Raw genomic sequence first — 20,125 nt, forward strand, 5'->3', positions numbered from 1 at the left:
TTTTTATTCTGGGAGGAGTATGTGCAACCTTTGTACTATAACCAGGGAGCTTTTCAAAAGCGGCAGCCTGATTACCGCCACGCACGCGCTGGAATGCGGGCGCACCGTCTTCGCCGTGCCGGGTCGCGCCGGAGACCCCCGCGCCGCCGGACCGCACCGCCTGCTGCGTGAGGGCGCCGTGCTGACCGAGACGGCCCAGGACATCCTGGACGAGCTGGGCTGGGGGGAGGCTCCCGCCGCGCCCACACCCGACCTCCCGCCCGAGCAGGCCCGCGCCTACGCCGCCCTCTCCACGCCCGCCACACTCGACGACCTGCAAGCGGCGACCGGCCTCGCGCTGCCCGACCTCCAGACCGCGCTGGTGATGCTGCACCTGATGGGCCTGGCCGAGGAGGTCGGCGGACGCTGGGCGCGGCGGTAGTGGAGAGGGCGATGCTGAACGACGCCGAAGCCCGGGTGCTGACGGCCCTGCGGGAGGGGGCCGCACTGGTCATGCACGTCCGGCAGACGGGCCGCGGCCCCTACTACACCCTGGCCGGGAGGCGGCTGAGCGTCGTGACGCTCAAGGGCCTGGAGGGGCGCACCCTGATCGCGCGGGAGGGTGGCGGCGGGCACACGCGGGCAGCCTACGTCCTCACGCAGGCGGGCGCGGCGGCCCTGGCGGACTGGGAACAGCGCCGGCCCCCGCGCCCGCTCCTGCTGCCCTGATTCCCCCGACCAGGAGACAGCAGGGGAGGGGAGAGGTCCAGGCCTCAGACGGATTCCGTCCGATTCCTTCCGGGACAGCGCCGGAAGTCGATCCAGCTCCCGGAACCCATCCGTTCTCCTTCTCGCCTCGGATGGAACCACTCCGCCAACGGCCCCATCGGAGTTCTTATCAGGCGTGCTGCGGCCCGTAGTCCTTCTCCACGTCCACACGGGGCGGACCGGGCAGAGTCACGCCTTCCCGCGCATCTTCCAGCAACTCTGGCAGCCGTGCCCGCAGCCCCACCGTCAGCGCCCCGCCCTCCCCGGCCACGCCGTCCGAGACGGGACCGAGGGTCAGGACCCAGCCCCCGCCCGGCCAGGCCACGTGGGCGGTCAGGCTCTCCCCCCGGCCCAGCGCCGCGACCTCCAGATCGTCGAGGCGGACGCGGACCCTGCCAGACGTGAAACGCACCTTCATGCGGCCCACTCTACCTGTAGCCCAGTCTAGGCGGGCTGTCCGCGCGCGTGGGATGCTGCGGCATGACCAAACAGGGGCTGAAGGTGCTGGTGCTGGGCGGAACGCAGTTCTTGGGGCGGCATATCGTGGAGGCGCTGCTGGCAGCGGGCCACCAGGTCAGTGTGCTGACGCGCGGGCGCACGCCCGACGAGCTGCCGGACACGGTGGAACGCCTCAAGGGGGACCGCAACGAGGGCGCGGCAGGCCTCACAGCACTCGCAGAGTGCACCTGGGACGCCTGCGTGGACGTGAGCGGCTACACGCCCCGGCAGGTGCGGGCAAGTGCGGAGACGTTGCGGGACGCCGTTCACCGGTACGTCTTCATCAGCACCGGCAGCGTGTACGCCGAACAGAACCGCCACCCCATCCGCGAGGACGACCCCCTGCTGCCCGCCGCCGCCGAGGATGTGACCGAGGTGACGGGCGAGACGTATGGCCCGCTGAAGGTGACCTGCGAGCGGATCGTGGGGGAGGTCTTCGGGTCGCGCGCGACCATCCTGCGCCCGCAGATCGTGGCCGGCCCCTTCGATCCCACCGGGCGCTACACCTACTGGATCGACCGGATAGCGGCGGGGGGCGACTTCCTGGCCCCTGGTGACGGCACCGATTTCGTGCAGGTGATCGACGCCCGCGATCTCGCCCGTTTCGTCCGGACCGTGCTGGAGGAGGACGTGCCGGGCGTCTTCAACCTGGCCGGACCGCGTCTGAGCTGGCGCGAGTTCGTGGACGTGGTGCAGGAGGCGACCGGAGCGGACGCCCGGCCCGTGTGGGTGGACGCGGAGACACTGGAGGCCCAGGGCCTCGGCTGGCACGACCTCCCCGTCTGGTTGCCCGTGGGCAGCGAGCAGGGCGGCCTGATGGACATGAGCAGCGAGCGGGCGCGGGCGGCGGGTCTGACCCTCAGCGACCCGCTGACGACCGCGCGGGACACCGGGGACTGGAGCGCGGGGACCCCGCAAAAATCCTTCCTGACCCGCGAGCGCGAGGCGGAGGCGCTGGCGGCGCAGCAGGACGGGTGACCCCATGAATCCCGGCCTGAGCCTGATCTGGGCGCGCACGGTCAACATCGCGCGGAGCGTGGTCGCGTCGCTGCCGAACGTGCTGCTGGCACTCGTGATCTTCGCGCTGTTCTGGCTGCTCTCAAAGGCGCTGGTGGCCCTGCTGCGCCGGGTTCTGCGGCAGGCGGGGCAGTCGCCTAATGTGGGGCGGGCGCTGGGGCAGGTGCTGGGCGGCGTGGTGCTGACGGTGGGCGTGTTGGTGGCCGCGACGGTGGTCTTTCCCACCCTCAATGCCGCCACGCTGTTCAGTACGCTGGGCTTTGGGAGCGTCGCCATCGGCTTCGCGTTCAAGGACATCTTTCAGAACCTGCTGGCGGGCCTGCTGCTGCTGATCACGCGGCCCTTTCACATCGGCGACCAGATCATCAGCGGCACGACCGAGGGCACCGTGGAGGACATCCAGATGCGCGCCACGGTCGTCCGCACCTACGACAACCGCAAGGTGGTCATTCCCAACAGCGACCTCTACACGGGCCGCGTGACCGTGAACACGGCCTTCGACCAGCGCAGCGTGAGTGTGTCCCTGACGCTGCCTTACGGCGTGGATCTGGAAGCAGCAAGGCAGCTGATGGTCACTGCGGCACAGGGCGTGGAGGGCCTGGCTCAGAACCCGCCCCCCAGCGTGGTCGTGACGGACCTCACCTCCGGCGGCGTCACGCTGAGCCTGCGCTACTGGGTCGATCCGCCCCACCGCCGCGACGTGGCCACCTCCACCGACCAGGTGCTGACGGCGGTGAATGCCCGGCTGCGAGAGGCGGGCGTGAATCTCAGCCCGCCACAGGGCGTCGCCCTCGACCCGGTGCAGCTCAGGCCCGTGAGCATGACGCTGGAAGGTTGGCCCGCCCCAGCGCCGACCACGCCTGGGTCGCAGGCTGGGGCGCCGCGCGAGGACAGGGGGCGCCCTTCTCCAGCGGGGGAAGAGAGCGCCTGAGGGGGGTGGTATGCTGGCCGCGCAAGATCGAGCGGCCCGCATGAAGGGGGAGGTGCGCGTTATCACGCAGGAAATCTGGGCGGACGTGCTGGGGTACGTCCGCAAAAATATCTCGGAAGTCGAGTATCACACCTGGTTCGCCCCGGTCAGGAATCTGGGCGTGCAGGACGGCTCGCTGGTGCTGGGTGTGCGCAATTCCTTCGCGCAGGAGTGGTTCCGCAAACATTACCTGGAATTGCTGGAAGACGCCCTCAGGAGCCTGGGCGCGCAGGACCCGCAGGTGAGTTTCCAGGTGCTGCCCGCCGTGCAGGAGGCGATGATCCTCCCGCAGGACCCGCCGCCCGCCCCCGCGCCGGGCCATCCCCCGGGGCCGGGCAGCCGTCCCCCGCCTGCCCCTCTGCCCGCCGAGAACCGCAAGAGCCTGAATCCCAAGTACACCTTCGAAAACTTCGTGGTGGGGCCGAACAACAACCTGGCGCACGCGGCGGCGCTGGCCGTGGCCGAGTCTCCCGGCAAGGCGTACAACCCCCTCTTCATCTACGGGGACGTGGGGCTGGGCAAGACGCACCTGATGCACGCGGTCGGGCACTACATGATGGAACGCTTTCCCGAAAAGCGCATCGAGTACGTCTCCACCGAGTCCTTTACCAACGACCTGATCAACGCGATCCGCGACGACAAGATGACGCAGTTCCGGAACCGTTACCGCAGCGTGGACCTGCTGCTGGTGGACGATATCCAGTTCCTGGCGGGCAAGGAGCGCACCCAGGAGGAGTTCTTTCACACCTTCAATGCGCTGTACGAGAACCACAAGCAGATCATCCTGAGTTCGGACCGGCCCCCCAAGGACATCCAGACGCTCGAAGGCCGCCTGCGCAGCCGCTTCGAGTGGGGCCTGATCACCGACATCCAGTCGCCGGAATACGAGACGCGCGTGGCGATTCTGAAGATGAATGCCGAACACAACCGCATCGATATTCCCCAGGAGGTGCTGGAGCTGATCGCGCGGCAGGTCACCAGCAACATCCGCGAGCTGGAGGGCGCCCTGATGCGGGTGGTGGCCTTTTCCAGCCTGAACAACGTGCCCTTTTCGCGTGCGGTGGCCGCCAAGGCGCTCAGCAACGTGTTCGCGCCGCAGGCAGTCAAGGTCGAGATGATGGATGTGCTGCGGCAGGTCGCCGCGCACTTCAACATGCCCCCCGACGTGATTCGCGGCTCGGGGCGCGCCCGCGAGGTGGTGGTGCCCCGGCAGATCGCGATGTACCTGATCCGCGACCTGACCGACCATTCCCTGCCGGAAATCGGCCAGTTCTTCGGGCGCGACCACTCGACGGTGATGCACGCCGTCGCCAAGGTGACAGAACTGCTGGGCAAGGATGGGGACCTGCTGGCCTCCGTCAATGCTCTCCGCAGTGAGCTGAAAGATGTGGAAGATGAGGAAAACAGTGCGTAACTTCACCCTTTTTTCTTCAGACAGCAGAATAAGTTCCAAAATCCGTTCCAAAACAGTGTGCCAAGTTTCACGATCTGTGGATAAGGTTGTGGAAAACCCCAAAAACCTGTGGATAACTCGCCGATTTCTGTGGATAAAATTGTGGAAAAGTACCCCAGTTATCCACAGGCTCCGGGACCTGTGGATAACCCCCCAAGTTATCCACAGGTTATCCACAGGTTTTGCCGGTTATCCACAGGGGCCATGTGGATAAGTTTTCCGCGCCTGGAGGGGCTTGGGGGCACTTATCCACAGTTTCCACAGGCCCTACTATTACTACTACTATTTTTTTAAGTTTAGAAGACAGGTAAAAGATAGGGACATTCCCGAGAGGGAACGGAAAGGAAGAACATGAGAGCGCATGTCACCAAGAAAACCCTGAGTGAAGGTCTCGGCCTTCTGGAACGTGTCATCCCTAGCCGCAGCAGCAATCCGCTGCTCACTGCCCTGAAGGTCGAGGCCAGCGACGCGGGCCTGACCCTCAGTGGGACCAATCTCGAAATCGACCTGTCGTGCTTCGTGCCCGCCGAGGTGCAGGACCCGCAGAGCTTCGTGGTTCCCGCTCACCTGTTCGCGCAGGTCGTTCGGAATCTGGGCGGGGAACTGGTCGAACTGGAACTCAGCGGGAACGAACTTGCCGTGCGTGCGGGCGGCAGCGATTTCAAGCTCCAGACGGGAGATCTCGGGGCGTATCCGCCGCTGTCGTTCCCCACCCACGCCGACGTGAGCCTCGACGCTGCCGAACTTGCCCGGGCCTTCAGCAGCGTGCGCTACGCGGCCAGCAACGAGGCGTTTCAGGCGGTCTTCCGGGGCATCAAGCTGGAACACCGGCCCGAAGCGGCGCGCGTGGTCGCCTCGGACGGTTACCGCGTCGCCATCCGCGACTTTCCGGCCAGCGGTGACGGCAAGAATCTGATCGTCCCGGCCCGCAGCGCCGACGAATTGATCCGGGTGCTGAAAGACGGCGAGGCCCGCTTCACCTACGGCGAGGGCCTGCTCAGCGTGACCACCGACCGCGTCCGCATGAACCTCAAGTTGCTCGACGGCGAGTTCCCCGACTACGAGCGGGTGATTCCCAAGGACATCAAGCTTCAGGTGACGCTGCCCGCCACCGCCCTCAAGGAAGCCGTGAACCGCGTGGCCGTGCTGGCCGACAAGAACGCGAACAATCGCGTCGAGTTCCTGGTGTCGGAAGGCAAGCTGCGTCTCGCCGCCGAGGGCGATTACGGCCGCGCGCAGGACACGCTCGACGTGGTGCAGGGCGGCAGTGAGCCGGCGATGAGCCTCGCGTTCAACGCCCGGCACGTGCTGGATGCCCTGGGACCGATCGAGGGTGACGCCGAGTTGCTGTTCTCCGGCTCCACCAGCCCCGCGATCTTCCGCGCGAGCGGGGGGGGCGGGTACATGGCGGTCATGGTCACGCTGCGCGTTTAAGGGGCCTTCTGTGCGCCGCACGGGCCATCTGCGGGATCACCGCGCTCCGGCTTAGACCGGGTGCATCCGCCCCGGGCCAGGGGCGCTTATAGTGTCCGGGCTACACCTACTGCCGCCGAACTCCGCGAGAGGGGCGTGGGTCTGAGATTCTGGGAGGCAAGCACATGAACATCGAGAAAGTCATCGCCCGTGAAGTGCTGGACTCGCGTGGGAACCCGACCGTGGAAGCCGAGGTCTTCCTCGACAGCGGCTTCTCGGGCCGCGCCATCGTGCCGAGCGGGGCCAGCACCGGCACGCACGAAGCGCTGGAACTGCGTGACGGGGGCGCCCGCTACGGGGGCAAGGGCGTGCAACAGGCCGTCCAGAACGTGAACGAGGCGCTCGGCCCCGCCGTGGTGGGCCTGGACGCCGCCGACCAGGGCGCGGTGGACGCCGCAATGCTCGACCTCGACGGCACACCCAACAAGGGCCGCCTGGGCGGCAACGCGATCCTGGCGGTCAGCCTCGCCACGGCCCGCGCCGCCGCCAACGAACTGGACGTGCCCCTCTACCGCTACCTGGGCGGCAGCAACGCCAAGACGCTGCCCGTCCCGATGATGAACGTGATCAACGGCGGCGCGCACGCCGACAACTCGGTGGACTTCCAGGAGTTCATGGTGATGCCGGTCGGTGCCCCGACCTTCCGCGAGGCGCTGCGCTACGGTGCGGAAACCTTCCACGCGCTGAAAAAGGTCCTCAGTGGGCGCGGCTACAACACCAACGTGGGCGACGAGGGCGGCTTCGCGCCGGACCTCAAGAGCAACGAGGAGGCCCTGGAAGTCCTGCTCGAAGCCATCCAGAAGGCCGGATACGAGCCGGGCAAGGACATCTGCATCGCGCTGGACCCCGCCGTCACCGAGCTGTACAAGGACGGTCAGTATCACCTGGAGAGCGAGGGCCGCACCCTCTCCACCGCCGAGATGGTGGACTTCTGGGCCGACTGGACCAGCCGGTATCCCATCGTGAGCATCGAGGATGGCCTGGCGGAGGACGACTGGGACGGCTGGCAGCTCCTCACGCAGCGCCTGGGGGACCGGGTGCAGCTCGTGGGTGACGACCTGTTCGTGACCAACCCCGAGCGGCTCCAGCGCGGTATCGATATGGGCGTGGGCAACGCGATTCTGGTGAAGGTGAACCAGATCGGCACGCTGACCGAATCGATGGACGCCATCGAACTCGCCAAGCGCAGCCGCTACGGCACCATCATCAGCCACCGCTCGGGCGAGTCCGAGGACGCCTTCATCGCCGACCTCGCCGTCGCCACCAACGCCGGGCAGATCAAGACCGGCAGCGCCAGCCGCTCGGACCGCATCGCCAAGTACAACCAGCTGCTACGGATCGAGGACGGGCTGGGCGACCGGGCCGTGTATCCGGGCCGCAAGGCGCTGAGGTAGGAAGCCGTCAGCTTTCAGCCATCAGCGATCAGCAAAACCTGAAAGCTGACGGCTGAGCGCTGAACGCTTTCTTGGAAGGGATTCCACACATGAAACACTTTGATAGGGCAACCAAAATTGTCGCCACAATCGGCCCGGCCAGCCGCGCTCCGCAGACGCTGGGGCGGATGATCGACGCCGGGCTGAACGTGGTCCGCATGAACTTCAGCCACGGGGACCACGAGGACCACCGCCAGACGGTCCAGATGGTGCGCGAACTCGCCGCCCAGAAGGGCGTGACGATCGGCATCCTGCAAGACCTGCAAGGACCGAAAATCCGGGTGGGCCGCTTTCAGGAAGGCGCGGTGACGCTGGAAGCCGGGCAGAAATTCACCATCACGATGGACGACGTGGAGGGCACGGCCGAGCGGGTGAGCAGCACCTACAAGGGGCTGGCCCTGGACGTGCATCCCGGCATGGTCCTGCTGCTCGACGACGGGAACATGGCCCTGAAGGTGGAGCAGGTGCGCGGCCAGGACATCCTGACGACGGTCGTGATCGGCGGCGTGCTGAAGAACAACAAGGGGATCAACGTGCCCCAGGCCGACCTGACCGTGCCCGCCCTGTCCGACAAGGACGTGCAGGACATGGAATTCGGCGCGCAGCTGGGTGTGGACTGGGTGGCGCTGAGCTTCGTGCGCTCGCGCGACGACCTATTGCTGGCCCGGCACTACCTCGCCCGGTTCGGGTCGCGGGCCAAGCTGATGGCCAAGATCGAGAAGCCGCAGGCCGTGGACCGCTTCGAGGACATCCTCAAGGAAGTCGACGGCATCATGGTGGCGCGCGGCGACCTGGGCGTCGAGATGCGCCCCGAGCAGGTGCCGACCATCCAGAAGCGCCTGATCCGCCTGTGCCGCGAGGCCGGGAAGCCCGTGATCACCGCCACGCAGATGCTCGAAAGCATGATCAACCTGCCCCGGCCCACCCGCGCGGAGGCGTCGGACGTCGCCAACGCGATCTATGACGGCACCGACGCCGTGATGCTGAGCGCCGAGTCGGCGGCGGGCCAGTACCCGGTCGAGTCGGTCGCCATGATGGACCGCATCGCGCGCGAGGCCGAGTCCAGCGAACACTATGAGCTGATGCAGCGGCAGGTCGTCGTGGACACCGAGCTGGCACAGGACGCCATCGCGTTCGCGGCCTGCTCCATCGGCGAGAAGCTGGAGGCCCCGGCCATCGTGACCTTTACCAGCACCGGGGGCGCGGCCGCCCGCGTCGCCAAGAACCGCCCGCCGCTGGCGATCCTGGCCCTGACCCCCAACGAGCAGACCCGCAACCAGATGGCCCTGCTGTGGGGCGTCGTGCCTATGCTCAGCGAGGACCCCCACGACACCGACGACATGGTCCGGATTGCCAACGACGAACTGAAGAAAAGTGGGCTGGTCGATGTGGGCGACCGCTACGTGATTACCGCAGGCGTGCCCTTCGGTGTGCGCGGCACCACCAACATGCTCCGCGTCGAGCGGCTGCGTGAGGAAGACCTGAGCGTCCGCGTCTAAGTCTTCACGTCAGCTTTAAAAGGTTCGGCCCCGGCAATGACTGTCCGGGGCCGAACTTATTTTTATCCACAGGGAGCACTTTTTTCCACACCCGGGATGTGGATAACTTTCTGGCACCGACAGATTGAACCGCGTTCAGCACGTTCTCCACAGCCGGAGCATTTGTCCACAGCTTCCTGTGTAAAACTTCTCCACTTCCTGCTGCTCGGGCGGCTTCCAGCAGGGCCAGGAAGGCCCGAGCAGGTCCGGCGTGGGTCAGGACCCCAGGACCAGCCGCGCAAAGCGGTCCTTGCCCTTCTGGATGACCGCGCCGCCCTCTCTGGACAGGTCTTCCAGGCTCAGGCTGCCCTGGGCGGCGATGTACGTCTCACCGCCCAGTTTCAGGCCCCGGTTCCCGATCAGCTTGCGGGCCGCGCCGTTGCTGGGTTCCAGGCCCGCCAGCACCACCAGCCGGGCCATGCTGACGCTGCCGCCCTCGCCCAGTTCCTCGCGGGGGACCGTCACGGTGGGGATGTTCTCGGGGATGCCGCCCTTTGCCACGGCCTTGAAGCGGGCCTCGGCGGCGTCCAGATCGGCGTCCGGGTGCAGCCAGGCGACCACCGCGCGGGCGAGTTCGCGGTGCGCGGCGACCGGGTGCCCCGCCAGCAGTTCGTTGATCCGGTCCTGCGGCAGGTCGGTCAGCAGCGTGAAGTAGTTGGGCAGCAGCGGGTCGGGCACCTTCATCAACCGGGCGAACATCAGGTGCGGTTCGTCGGTCAGGCCGATGTAGTTGTCCAGGCTCTTGGACATCTTCTCGGTGCCGTCCAGGCCGACCAGCAGCGGCAGCGTCATCACGACCTGCGCGTCCTGGCCGTAATCGCGTTGCAGGGCGCGGCCCACCAGATTGTTGAACAGCTGGTCGGTGCCGCCCAGTTCCACGTCCGCGTGGAGCGCCACGCTGTCGTAGCCCTGGGTGAGCGGGTAGAGCAGTTCGTGGACGCTGATGGGCGTTCCGGCATTCAGGCGCTTGGTGAAGTCGTCGCGTTCCAGAATGCGGGCCACCGTGTAGCGGCTGGCGAGGCGGATCACGTCCGCGTAACCCATCGGCTCCAGCCACTCGCCGTTGAAGCGCAGTTCCAGCACTTCGGGGTCGTCGCGCAAGATCAGTTTGCACTGGTCCAGGTAGCTCTGGGCGTTGGCGCGCGTTTCTTCCAGCGTGAGGGGCGGGCGGGTCTTGGACTTGCCGCTGGGGTCGCCGATCATGGCGGTAAAGTCGCCGATCAGCATGATGACCTTGTGGCCCAGGTCCTGAAACTGCCGCATCTTGCGCAGAATGACGGCGTGCCCCAAGTGCAGGTCCGGGCGGGTGGGGTCCGCGCCGAGTTTGACGCGCAGGGGCCTTCCCGTCTCCAGCTTGCGGCGCAGGTCGTCCTCGGTCACGAGGTCCACGACGCCGCGCCTCAGGAGGGCGAGCTGTTCGTCTACAGGCAGGTTCCGGCGAATTTCATTCATGGTGACTCCAAAGAGAAAGGCGGCGCACTCGCTTCTCGCAAGCTGCGCCGCCTCGGGGTTGGATTTCAGGCCTGACCCTCCCACCTCAGCGGCGGGGTCTATACGCACGTCGGGTCAGACGCCTCATGCCCGGCAGTCTAGAGCATTTGCCATAAGAATGCGGCGGGGTTCCGCATTCGTTGGCCGAGCGAAGCGAGTGGATTTGACAGGAGCATTGGGCAGAATGGAGGCACTTGGGGTGCTTTCCCCCGAGGGCCGTAATTCTGCCCAATGCTCTAGCAAGAGACGTGCCCTGCCGTAGCCTGTCCGGGTGAAGAGTCTCCATGAGCTGCGGACCACCTTTCCCCGCGCGGGCCGCCTGGAATGGATCGGGCTGCGCGAGGCCCGCCGCGCCCCGGTGCGGAGCGTGCCGGAAGCCGAGCTTCATCCGCTGGTCGGGGTGATCGGGGATCACGGGAAGGTGGCCCCGCCCAGACTGCGCGCCCTGACTGGCGAACCGGGCGAGGTTCCGGTGCCCGGCGCGGCCACGCCCATTCCCGGCGGCCCCGGACGGCGTCAGGTCACGCTGCTCCAGGCCGAGCATCTGCCTGTGATCGCGGCGCTCGCCGGGCTGGAGGAGATCACGCCCGAACTGCTGCGCCGCAACCTCCTGATCGGCGGCCTTCCGCTGCTGGCCCTCAAGGACGCCCGTTTCCGGGTGGGTGAGGTCGTGCTGGAGGGCACCGGCGAATGCCATCCCTGCTCGCGGATGGAGGAGACGCTGGGCGAGGGCGGCTACAACGCGGTGCGCGGGCACGGTGGGCTGACGGCGCGGGTGATCTCGGGCGGCGTGATCCGGGTGGGCGACCCGGTGGTGTTTCTGGAATCCGGCACGGCGGGCCGGGGCTGACCCTAGGCTGGCCGTATGCTGGGCGGGTGAGCCGTTCCCGTCCGCCTGCCGCTCCTTCCGCCTCGCGCACGCTGGCGCGGGCCTTCGGATTCACGCGGCTGATCGTGGAACTGGGCGTGCTGAGTTCCTTCGTCTTCAGCCTGGTGCTGTTCATCGCGGCCATCGGACAGGCGTACCGCACCCTCGGGGACGCCTTCCGGCACCTGGGCGAGGAAGACACCACCAAGCACCTGCTGGTCGCCGCCGTCGAGCAGGCCGACACGCTGCTGGTGGGGGTGGCGCTCTTGATCATCAGCCTGGGCCTCCAGGCCCTCTTTATCGGGGAACTGCGCAACGTGCCCGCCTGGCTGCACGTCCGCACCTTCGACGACCTCAAGCAGAAGCTGATCGGCGTGGTGATCACGGCGCTGGCCGTCAACTTCTTCGCGGTGGCGCTGGAATGGACCGGCGGCACCGAAATCCTGCCCTACGGGGCGGCCGTCGCCGCCGTGATTCTGGCCGTGGGCGCCTACAGCGTGGTGCTGCGGGGACAGACCCCGGAGCGGGTGGAAGAGGGGAGGCCCGGTGAAGACGCCCACCCTTGACGCCCGCCTGGAGGCGGTGCTGGCCCTGATCCGGGCCGAGGCTCACGCGGATATCGGCTCCGACCACGCGAAGTTGCCCATCCGCCTGATCCAGTCCGGCCGGGCGGGGCGCTGCGTGGTCGTGGAACTGAATCCGGGGCCGCTGGAGCTGGCCCGGCGGAACGTGACCCGCGCCCGGCTGGAGGGCCACATCGAGGTGCGGGCCGGGGACGGCTTCGCACCTCTGGCGCCCGGCGAGGTGGACAGCGCCAGCGTCAGCGGGATGGGCGCGGGGACGGTGGCGGGCATCCTACGCCGGGCGGGGGAGAGGCTGCCGCCCGCGTTGGTGGTGCAGCCCAACGACTCGCCCTGGCCGGTGCGGGTCTGGGCACGCGAGCAGGGCTACCACCTGGCCGCCGAGCGCCTGATTCCGGGGTACTGGCCCTATCCGGTGCTGCGCCTGGAACGCCGTGACGGGCCTGACCCCGTCTACGCGGACGCGGGCCTGCCCCTGAATGCCGCGCTGCGCTACGGTCCCCACCTGCTGCGGGAGGGATCAGGCGTGCTGCGCGGACAGGTGCAGGCCGACCTCACCCGGCTGACGCCGCTGGCCGCGCCGGGGCGCACCGCCCAGACCGAGCTGGAGACAGCCCGCGCCGCCTGGGACCTTCTCCAGCCCTAACCCCGCGCCGCTCCGGGCCGCCTGAAGACAGCCCCGCGCTGCCCCTCACCCCTGCCCGGTACACTGATGCCCATGAGTGCCGAACAACAGGGTGTCGATCAACAGGGTCTTGATCAACTGGGCGTGAACACCATCCGGACGCTGGCGATCGACGCGGTGCAGCGGGCCAACAGCGGCCACCCCGGCGCGCCACTGGGCATGGCCCCGATGGGCTACGTGCTGTGGCAGAAGTTCCTGCATCACAACCCGAAAAATCCCGAGTGGGCGGGGCGCGACCGCTTCGTGCTGTCGGCGGGGCACGCCAGCATGCTGATCTACTCGCTGCTGCACCTGACCGGCTACGACATGCCGCTCGAGGACCTCAAGAACTTCCGGCAGTGGGGCAGCAAGACGCCCGGCCACCCCGAGTTCTTCCACACCAAGGGGCTGGACGCGACCACCGGGCCGTTGGGGCAGGGCGCGGCGATGACGGTCGGGATGGCGATGGCCGAGCATCACCTCGCCGCGCAGTACAACCGTGAGGGCTTCCCGGTCTTCGACAACTACGTGTACTCGATCCTGGGAGACGGCGACCTTCAGGAGGGCGTGAACCACGAGGCCGCGTCGCTGGCCGGGCACCTGAAGCTGGGCAAGCTGATCTGGCTGCACGACGACAATCAGGTGCAGCTCGACACCGCCACCTTCGAGGCCGTGAACGAGGACACCGCCGAACGCTACCGCGCCTACGGCTGGGAAGTGCTGCGCGTGCAGGACGGCAACAACCTGGCCGAGATCGAAAACGCGATCCGGCAGGCGCAGACGAACAAGGACCAGCCCACCCTGATCCAGGTCCGTACCGTGATCGGCTTCGGCAGCCCCCGCGCGGGCACCAGCAAGGCGCACGGCGAGCCGCTGGGCGAGGAGGGCGTGCGGGAAACCAAGGCGGCGCTGGGCTGGGAGTACCCGCCCTTCACGGTGCCCGATGAGGTCCGCGCCCACATGGACGCGACCGAACGCGGCGCGCAGTGGGAAGCCGACTGGCAGGCCATGATGGAGCGCTACCGCGCCGAGTACCCCGAGCTGGGGGCCGAGGTGATGGCCCTGCTGGAGCGCAAATTGCCCGCCAACCTGGCCGAGGCGCTGCCCTCCTACGAGGTGGGCGGCAAGGCCATCGCCACCCGCAATGCCAGCGGCGAGGTCATCAATGCGCTGGCGAAGGTCGTGCCGGGCCTGATGGGCGGCAGCGCGGACCTCTCGGGCAGCACCAAGACCACCATCAAGGACGGCGGCGTGCTGGCTCCCGGCCATTACCAGGGCCGCAACATCTACTTCGGCGTGCGCGAGTTCGGGATGGCCTGCGCCGCCAACGGTCTGGCGCTGTACGGCGGCCCGCGCCCGCTGGTGGGCACCTTCCTGGTGTTCGCGGACTATCTCAAGCCCGCCTTCCGCCTCTCGGCGATCCAGATGCAGCCCGTCACCTACGTCCTGACGCACGATTCGATCGGCCTGGGCGAGGACGGCCCCACCCACCAGCCCATCGAGCAGCTCGCCATGCTGCGCGCGGTGCCGGGTGCCCACGTGATCCGCCCCGCCGACGCCAACGAGACGGCGGCGGCCTGGCAGATGGCCCTGGAGTACGGCAAGGGGCCGACGGCGCTGGCCCTCTCGCGCCAGGACCTCCCGGTGCTGCCCCGCAACCACGCGGGCGTGAAGAAGGGCGCCTACGTGATCCGCGAGACGGAAGGCGCGCAGGTGATCCTGATCGCCAGCGGCTCGGAGGTCAGTCTGGCCCTGGACGCCGCCGAGGCACTGGCGGGCGAAGGCATCAGCGCACGCGTCGTCTCGATGCCCTGCATGGAGGTGTTCCGCGAGCAGGACGCCAGCTACAAGGCCAGCGTGCTGACGCCCGGCGTGAAGCGCGTCGCCATCGAGGCCGCCAGCAAGCAGCCCTGGTACGAGTGGGTCGGCCAGGACGGTGCGGTGATCGGCATGGACACCTTCGGCGCGTCCGCCCCCGCCAAAGTGCTGTTCGAGAAGTTCGGCTTCAGCGTGCCGAACGTGGTGAAGGTGGTCAAGAGCATCCTCTGACCGTGGTTCCCAGAAGCGCCCACCTCCTCCCGGGGGTGGGCGCTTGCCGTGGTGCCGCTGGCGGGGAACGGGTGCCAAGGGTCCTGTTCCCAAGACCCCAAGACTACAAGAGTAAAGGCCGAGTTTTCAGAGGCCGGGGGGGCCTTTCACAAGCCGGCCCCCATCTTCATACCCCCTGAAAGATGTAAGCTGGACGGCGTTGGCCGCTGATCTGCCGTGTGACAGTGCCCCGCATGGCAGACCAGCAGAAGGACCGGAACCAGCAGAGCCAGCCCGTGAGCGCCTCCACCGAGAATCTGCCGCAGCAGGTCCCGGGACAGACGCAAGAGGAGCAACCCGGCCACCAGACCGAAATGGACCTGAAGCCGGTCACCATCCGCGACGACTACCGGGGCAGCGGCAAGCTGGAGGGCAAGGTGGCCCTGGTGACGGGCGGCGACAGCGGCATCGGGCGCGCGGTGGCCGTGCATTTCGCGCGGGAGGGGGCCGACGTGGCGGTCGTGTACCTCGACGAGCACGAGGACGCGCAGGCGACGGTGAGGATGGTGGAGGCCGAGGGCCGCCGCGCGCTCGCCATCAGCGGCGACGTGGGCGACGTGCAGTTCGCGCAGCAGGCCGTGCAGCAGACGGTGCAGCAGCTCGGGCGCCTGGACGTGCTGGTGAACAACGCGGGCGAGCAGCACCCGCAGCCGAGCCTCACCGACATCACGCCCGAGCAGCTGGAACGGACCTTCCGCACCAACATCTTCGCCATGTTCTACCTGACGCAGGCGGCGTTGCCGCACCTGCAAAAGGGCGCGGCCATCGTCAACACGGCCAGCGTCACGGCCTACAAGGGCAGCCCGCAGCTGCTCGATTACTCCGCCACCAAAGGCGCGATCGTCGCCTTTACCCGCAGCCTCAGCCAGGCGCTCGCCGAACAGGGCATCCGCGTGAACGCCGTGGCCCCCGGGCCGATCTGGACCCCGCTGATCCCCAGCACCTTCGACCGGGAAAAGGTCGAGAGCTTCGGCCAGGACGTGCCCCTGAAGCGCCCCGGCCAGCCCGCCGAGGTCGCGCCCGCCTTCGTCTTCCTCGCCTCCGAGGACAGCAGTTACGTGACGGGGCAGGTGATTCATCCGAACGGCGGGGAGATCGTGAACGGGTAACTTTTGGCCGTCAGCCGTCCGCAAGAGCAAATCTGCTGACGGCTGACGGCTTTTTACGCTTCCGTGCCCAGGTTCTCCCGCGCCCATTCATAGAACTCCGGCTTGTAGAACTCCAGCCGGATTTTCTTGTATTCCTTCGTCGAGTACAGGATGGCGTGGTCGATACCGGGCGCGACCTCCTGTTCAATCGCGGCGATCTTGCCGAACGCCTCTTCCTTGCTGCGCCCGTGGACCATCGTGAAGATGGTGTAGGGCCACTCGGGGTAGGTGGGGCGCAGGTAGCAGTGGGAGACGGCCTTGAACTCGGCCATCTGGCGGCCCACTTCCGCCACGTCCTCCTGGGGCACGGCCCACACGCCCATCGCGTTGAAGGTGAAGCCCGCCTTCTGGTGGCGAAACACGGCGGAGACGCGGCGCAAGGCTCCGGCCTCCTTCATCTTCTGGGCGTGCGCGGCGACCTCGTCGATGGTGAGGCCCAGCGCGGCGCAGGCGTCCGCGTAGGGTTCCTCGGTCACGGGCAGGTCCTTCTGGAACTCCAGCACGAAGGCGCGGTCGAGGTCGGTGACGCTATAGCCCACGTTGCGGTCGGCGTTGGTGTACTGGGGCTTGGCCTTGGCGTTCCAGTCTTCCTTGCCGCTCATGTCGAACTCGACGCCGATCTTGAACAGGTACAGGGTGGGCATCAGGCGCGTCACGCGCGCGCCGCTCTGCTCGTGCAGCTTCTGGACGTGCGCTTCGAGGTCGCTCTCGGGCGGCACGGCGATGGTGTACCAGAGGTTGAAGTCGTGGTTGCGCTTGTAGTTGTGGCTGACGCCGGGGTGAAGGTTCACGGTCTCTGCCCCCGCGTCGAGCTGGTCCTCGTCGTACACGGCGGCGACCAGGCTGGACTTGTAGCCCAGGGTGCGCGTATCGAAAATGGCGCTGACCTGCCGCAGCACGCCTTCCGCCTTCACCTCGCGCAGAATGTCCAGGGCCTCGGCTTCCGTCAGCCCGACTTCCTCCGCAACGACGCGGTAGGGGCGCTGCACGATGGGGATGTCCTTCTGAATACGGTTGAGCAGTTGCTCACGCGGCGTCACCTGCGTGGGGGTCGGAGCGGGGGCAGTCATGCCGCCACGATACGCCCGCCCCGCGCGGCAGAACGTCCCCGAACGAACGGTCAGGGGGAAGCGGTCGGCGGTCAGCCGTCAACAGGAGAGAGCTTTGGCTGAAAGCTGCTGGCCTCCATAGGCCACAATGCCCCTATGGTCACCGCAATCGTGATGGTGCAGGCAGAGAGGCAGCGTATTCAGGAAACCGCCGAAGCGCTCGCGGGAGTGCCGGGGGTGCGCGAGGTCTACAGCGTGACCGGCGAGTGGGACATCGTGGCGGTGCTGAAACTCGACCGCTACGACGACCTCGACGACGTGGTCACGGGGCATCTGCGGAAGGTGGACGGCATCATCCGCACGCAGACCATGCTGGCCTTCCGCACCTACAGCGAGGCGCTGCTCGACCAGGGCTTCGGCGTCGGCCTGGACGAGAGCCGACCGTCCTGAGGCTGGGGCATCCCGCCCCTATATTCCGGCTTTTCCGGGAAGTGGCAGGGACAGGTCTCTGATTCGGAACCTCCCTTCTCTGCCTCGTGCAGGTCAGTTATCCAGCGCGGAGCGTGACGTTTCCCGTTCTGCCTGAAAAGTACCGGACCGAAGCCGAAGATTCGCCGCCCCCAAGAGCCGCCGCAGGCCGAAAAAGCTAGAGACGGGCGGGCAGAGCGTAGACGGGCCGACTGGAAGCAAGAAGGGGGGTGCCTTTACAGACTGACCCAGCGGGATTCATACTCGTTTACCGGAGGAGTCAATATGGCTTACAGGAAGCTCAGCGAACAGATTCATGAACTCGGCAATCCGCAGCGCAGTGACGCTTTTGTCAAGATGTTCCGTGAGGCGGTGCGCGAAGGCAAGTTCGACGCGACGTACCTGCCCGAACGGTTCACGATGCCCAAGGCATTCAGCCGCCGGGGTGCGGAAGGCACCTATCAGCGTGATGCCAAGGAAATGCTGTTCGAGGTCACGCCCGCCTTCGAGAAGTGGTTCGAGCAGACCAATGCGGAACTGGCCACGTCCCGCCGCACCGGAACGCCCAAGCCCACCGCCGAGAACATTGAAGCCGGCCTGGTGGACTTCAAGGCGCTGGCCGAGGAGACGCGCAAGAAGATGCAGGCCAGTTACGAGAAGGGCCAGGCGCTCGGCAAGAGCCGCGCCCGGGGAACCAAGAGCAGCGGCACCCGGAGCAGCGCCAAGGCCAAGAGCAAGTAAGTCGGGACAGGGAATCAGGGCGTTCCGGGTTCAGGCTGGACGGACGCGAGTGGAACAAGTTCCGGGTTGAGCGTTGTAGACGGCCAGCCTGCCGACAGGGCGGGCTGGCCGGGAACCGGGCGGCGTCGGGAGGACCACTCAAGGGCGGGGCGGGGGAGACGGGTCAGCCGTCCCCTGCCCCGCCTTCTGCCTTCTGCGGTGCCGGGCCGTATGCTATCGGGAATGATGGTTGCTTCGCCCGATTCCGCCCCGCAGACTGCCGCTTCCTCTTCCCGGCCCCGCCGGGGCCTCCTGATCGTGATCACGGGCGCGTCGGGCGTCGGTAAGGGCACGCTGCGCGAGCGCTGGCTGGCCGGGCAGGACGTGTTCTATTCGACCTCCTGGACCACGCGGGAGGCGCGGCAGGGCGAGCGCGACGGCGTGGATTACGTGTTCGTGACGCCGGAAGCCTTTCTGGAGAAGGCCCGGCAGGACGGCTTTCTGGAACACGCGCAGTTTGTGGGGAACCACTACGGCACGCCCACCGAGCCCATCGAGGCAGCGCTGGCGCGTGGGCAGGACGTGGTGCTGGAAATTGAGGTCGAGGGAGCCATGCAGGTCAAGGGCCGGATGGGCGAGGAAGCGGTGCTGGTGTTCATCATGCCGCCCAGCCTGACCGAGTTGCGCCGCCGCCTGACGGGCCGCGCGACCGAGACGCCCGAACGCATCGAGAAGCGGCTCGCCCGTGCCCGTGACGAGATCACCCAGGCGCACGCCTTCCGCTACGTGGTGGTCAATGACGATCTGGACCGCGCCGTGGGCGAACTCCAGGCCGTCCAACGCGCCGAACATGCCCGCCTGCGCCCGGAAGCCGAGTGGACGGCGGCGGACCGGGAGGCGCTCCGGCTGGCCGACACCGTGCGGAGTACGGCCCTGACCCCGGAGGACCTGGCCCGCGTGGTCGAGAGCTGAGGCTCCCCGTGCGCTGGCCCGGCGCGGTACGCTGCCGCCATGCCACTGGAACTGGTGCAGGGAGACATCGGACAGGAATGGACCTGCGCGGTCGTGACGGCGGCGAACAAGGAGCTGGCGGGCGGCGGCGGCGTGGACGGCGTGATTCACCGTGCAGCTGGGCCGGAACTGCTGCGCGCCATCCGCAGAATCGGCGGCACCCCGACCGGGACGGCGGTCATCACCCCGGCGTTCCGGCTGGAGGGGCAGGGCGTGCGCTTCGTCATTCACGCCGTCGGCCCCATCTGGCGCGGCGGCACCCACGGTGAAGCGGAACTGCTGGCCGGAGCCTACCGCGAGAGCCTGAGGCTGGCCGTGGAGAACGGGTGCCGCTCGGTGGCCCTGCCCGCGATCAGTACGGGAGTGTACGGCTACCCGAAAGAGGAGGCGGCCACGGTCGCCCTGCGGACCCTTCGCGAGGTCCTGTCCACCCACCCCGACCTGACCGTCCGCGTCGTGCTGTACGACAGCGGCAGCCTGAACGTCTTTCGCCGGGCCTGGGCAGCCCTGCAAGCGGGATGAGGGGAGGGGAGGAGTTCTTCCCCTGTTGTTTTCGCCTGCATAATTTGACTTCCCCTGCATTCCACGCTATATTTTTTGACATCACCGCCTGAAGAGGCGGCTTTTTTATTGCCCCTCCGCCTCTAAACGCCCCTTCACCTGCGTCTCGCCCGCCGTGACGGGGAGAAAGGGCAGGCTGGGGCCATGACCGACGATCCGCAGAAGAAGGGCTACGACCCGGCCAACACCTCGCCCGCCGAGGGCCAGAGCCACCCGATTCCCGGGGAAGACCGTGGTCAGGCCCCCAACGAGGACCCCGCCGCCAAAGACCAGCCCGCCGAGGGAGGCCGCGACGAGGTGCCGGGACCGGGCGCCGACCTGCCCACGACCACCCGTGACTGAACGGC

Annotated in this window: 21 protein-coding genes; 18 read left to right on the forward strand and 3 right to left on the reverse strand. The window is 67.5% G+C overall.

The features are described 5' to 3' along the window. Positions 1–37: 37 nt before the first annotated feature. Complete coding sequence (locus DEIPH_RS04195; RefSeq protein ID WP_267134641.1) at positions 38–421, forward strand: DNA-processing protein DprA; 384 nt, start codon at positions 38–40, stop codon at positions 419–421. A gap of 11 nt (positions 422–432) precedes the next feature. Further along, complete coding sequence (locus DEIPH_RS04200; RefSeq protein WP_034354365.1) at positions 433–708, forward strand: hypothetical protein; 276 nt, start codon at positions 433–435, stop codon at positions 706–708. Between the two features lie 169 nt (positions 709–877). On the opposite strand, the gene DEIPH_RS04205 is transcribed toward DEIPH_RS04200, so the two are convergent. Then, positions 878–1,165 carry a hypothetical protein gene (locus tag DEIPH_RS04205; RefSeq protein WP_034354368.1) on the reverse strand — a complete coding sequence of 96 codons (288 nt, stop codon included), beginning with the start codon at positions 1,163–1,165 and terminating at the stop codon, positions 878–880. Positions 1,166–1,227: 62 nt separating this feature from the next. Here DEIPH_RS04205 and DEIPH_RS04210 point away from each other — a divergent pair, with 62 nt between their 5' ends. From DEIPH_RS04210 to pyk, 6 genes are all read left to right on the forward strand, one after another. Further along, a complete protein-coding gene (locus DEIPH_RS04210) occupies positions 1,228–2,223 on the forward strand; it encodes an SDR family oxidoreductase (protein ID WP_034354371.1) in 996 nt (331 codons plus the stop codon). A gap of 4 nt (positions 2,224–2,227) precedes the next feature. Then, positions 2,228–3,193 carry a mechanosensitive ion channel family protein gene (locus DEIPH_RS04215; protein WP_051517147.1) on the forward strand — a complete coding sequence of 322 codons (966 nt, stop codon included), beginning with the start codon at positions 2,228–2,230 and terminating at the stop codon, positions 3,191–3,193. Between the two features lie 40 nt (positions 3,194–3,233). Then, the gene (dnaA, locus tag DEIPH_RS04220; protein WP_051517148.1) at positions 3,234–4,646 is read left to right on the forward strand and encodes a chromosomal replication initiator protein DnaA; all 1,413 of its coding nucleotides are present in this window, start codon (positions 3,234–3,236) and stop codon (positions 4,644–4,646) included. Between the two features lie 390 nt (positions 4,647–5,036). Beyond that, complete coding sequence (dnaN, locus tag DEIPH_RS04225; protein WP_034354374.1) at positions 5,037–6,119, forward strand: DNA polymerase III subunit beta; 1,083 nt, start codon at positions 5,037–5,039, stop codon at positions 6,117–6,119. 164 nt (positions 6,120–6,283) lie between these two features. Beyond that, the gene (gene eno / locus DEIPH_RS04230) at positions 6,284–7,552 is read left to right on the forward strand and encodes a phosphopyruvate hydratase (RefSeq protein ID WP_034354377.1); all 1,269 of its coding nucleotides are present in this window, start codon (positions 6,284–6,286) and stop codon (positions 7,550–7,552) included. Between the two features lie 89 nt (positions 7,553–7,641). Continuing rightward, positions 7,642–9,090, forward strand: coding sequence for a pyruvate kinase (gene pyk / locus DEIPH_RS04235; protein WP_034354379.1), 1,449 nt, complete (start codon positions 7,642–7,644; stop codon positions 9,088–9,090). A 255-nt stretch (positions 9,091–9,345) separates the two neighbouring features. Here the strand turns inward: pyk and tyrS are convergent, their stop codons facing one another. Continuing rightward, on the reverse strand, positions 9,346–10,581 hold the full coding sequence (gene tyrS, locus DEIPH_RS04240; protein ID WP_034354382.1) for a tyrosine--tRNA ligase: 1,236 nt from the start codon (positions 10,579–10,581) through the stop codon (positions 9,346–9,348). 310 nt (positions 10,582–10,891) lie between these two features. Between tyrS and DEIPH_RS04245 the strand changes: the two genes are divergently transcribed. The 5 genes from DEIPH_RS04245 (at position 10,892) to DEIPH_RS04265 (ending at position 15,930) form a co-directional block, all read left to right on the forward strand. Next, complete coding sequence (locus DEIPH_RS04245) at positions 10,892–11,470, forward strand: MOSC domain-containing protein (protein ID WP_034354385.1); 579 nt, start codon at positions 10,892–10,894, stop codon at positions 11,468–11,470. 26 nt (positions 11,471–11,496) lie between these two features. Beyond that, a complete protein-coding gene (locus DEIPH_RS04250; protein ID WP_034354388.1) occupies positions 11,497–12,054 on the forward strand; it encodes a YqhA family protein in 558 nt (185 codons plus the stop codon). Then, positions 12,035–12,715, forward strand: a complete 681-nt coding sequence (locus DEIPH_RS04255) for a tRNA (adenine(22)-N(1))-methyltransferase TrmK (protein ID WP_034354393.1) — start codon at positions 12,035–12,037, stop codon at positions 12,713–12,715. The genes DEIPH_RS04250 and DEIPH_RS04255 overlap by 20 nt, the downstream gene beginning before the upstream one ends. Before the next feature lie 72 nt (positions 12,716–12,787). After that, positions 12,788–14,782 (forward strand): transketolase, encoded by a 1,995-nt coding sequence (gene tkt / locus DEIPH_RS04260; RefSeq protein WP_034354396.1) that lies wholly within the window; start codon positions 12,788–12,790, stop codon positions 14,780–14,782. Between the two features lie 233 nt (positions 14,783–15,015). Beyond that, entirely contained in the window at positions 15,016–15,930 is a 915-nt protein-coding gene (locus DEIPH_RS04265; RefSeq protein WP_081790773.1) for an SDR family oxidoreductase, read from the forward strand. A 53-nt stretch (positions 15,931–15,983) separates the two neighbouring features. Here the strand turns inward: DEIPH_RS04265 and ahbA are convergent, their stop codons facing one another. After that, a complete protein-coding gene (gene ahbA / locus DEIPH_RS04270; protein ID WP_051517149.1) occupies positions 15,984–17,039 on the reverse strand; it encodes a siroheme decarboxylase subunit alpha in 1,056 nt (351 codons plus the stop codon). 135 nt (positions 17,040–17,174) lie between these two features. Between ahbA and DEIPH_RS04275 the strand changes: the two genes are divergently transcribed. The 5 genes from DEIPH_RS04275 (at position 17,175) to DEIPH_RS04295 (ending at position 20,120) form a co-directional block, all read left to right on the forward strand. Next, positions 17,175–17,468, forward strand: a complete 294-nt coding sequence (locus tag DEIPH_RS04275; protein ID WP_034354398.1) for an Lrp/AsnC family transcriptional regulator — start codon at positions 17,175–17,177, stop codon at positions 17,466–17,468. A gap of 303 nt (positions 17,469–17,771) precedes the next feature. Further along, positions 17,772–18,227, forward strand: coding sequence for a hypothetical protein (locus tag DEIPH_RS04280; RefSeq protein ID WP_034354400.1), 456 nt, complete (start codon positions 17,772–17,774; stop codon positions 18,225–18,227). A gap of 222 nt (positions 18,228–18,449) precedes the next feature. Next, on the forward strand, positions 18,450–19,178 hold the full coding sequence (gene gmk / locus DEIPH_RS04285; protein WP_034354402.1) for a guanylate kinase: 729 nt from the start codon (positions 18,450–18,452) through the stop codon (positions 19,176–19,178). A gap of 39 nt (positions 19,179–19,217) precedes the next feature. Next, positions 19,218–19,739: a macro domain-containing protein gene (locus DEIPH_RS04290; RefSeq protein ID WP_034354404.1), complete on the forward strand. Its 522-nt coding sequence runs from the start codon at positions 19,218–19,220 to the stop codon at positions 19,737–19,739. Positions 19,740–19,922: 183 nt separating this feature from the next. Continuing rightward, positions 19,923–20,120, forward strand: a complete 198-nt coding sequence (locus tag DEIPH_RS04295; protein ID WP_034354407.1) for a hypothetical protein — start codon at positions 19,923–19,925, stop codon at positions 20,118–20,120. Positions 20,121–20,125: the final 5 nt, after the last annotated feature.

Origin of the sequence: Deinococcus phoenicis (assembly GCF_000599865.1) — a bacterium.
Classification (GTDB): domain Bacteria; phylum Deinococcota; class Deinococci; order Deinococcales; family Deinococcaceae; genus Deinococcus; species Deinococcus phoenicis.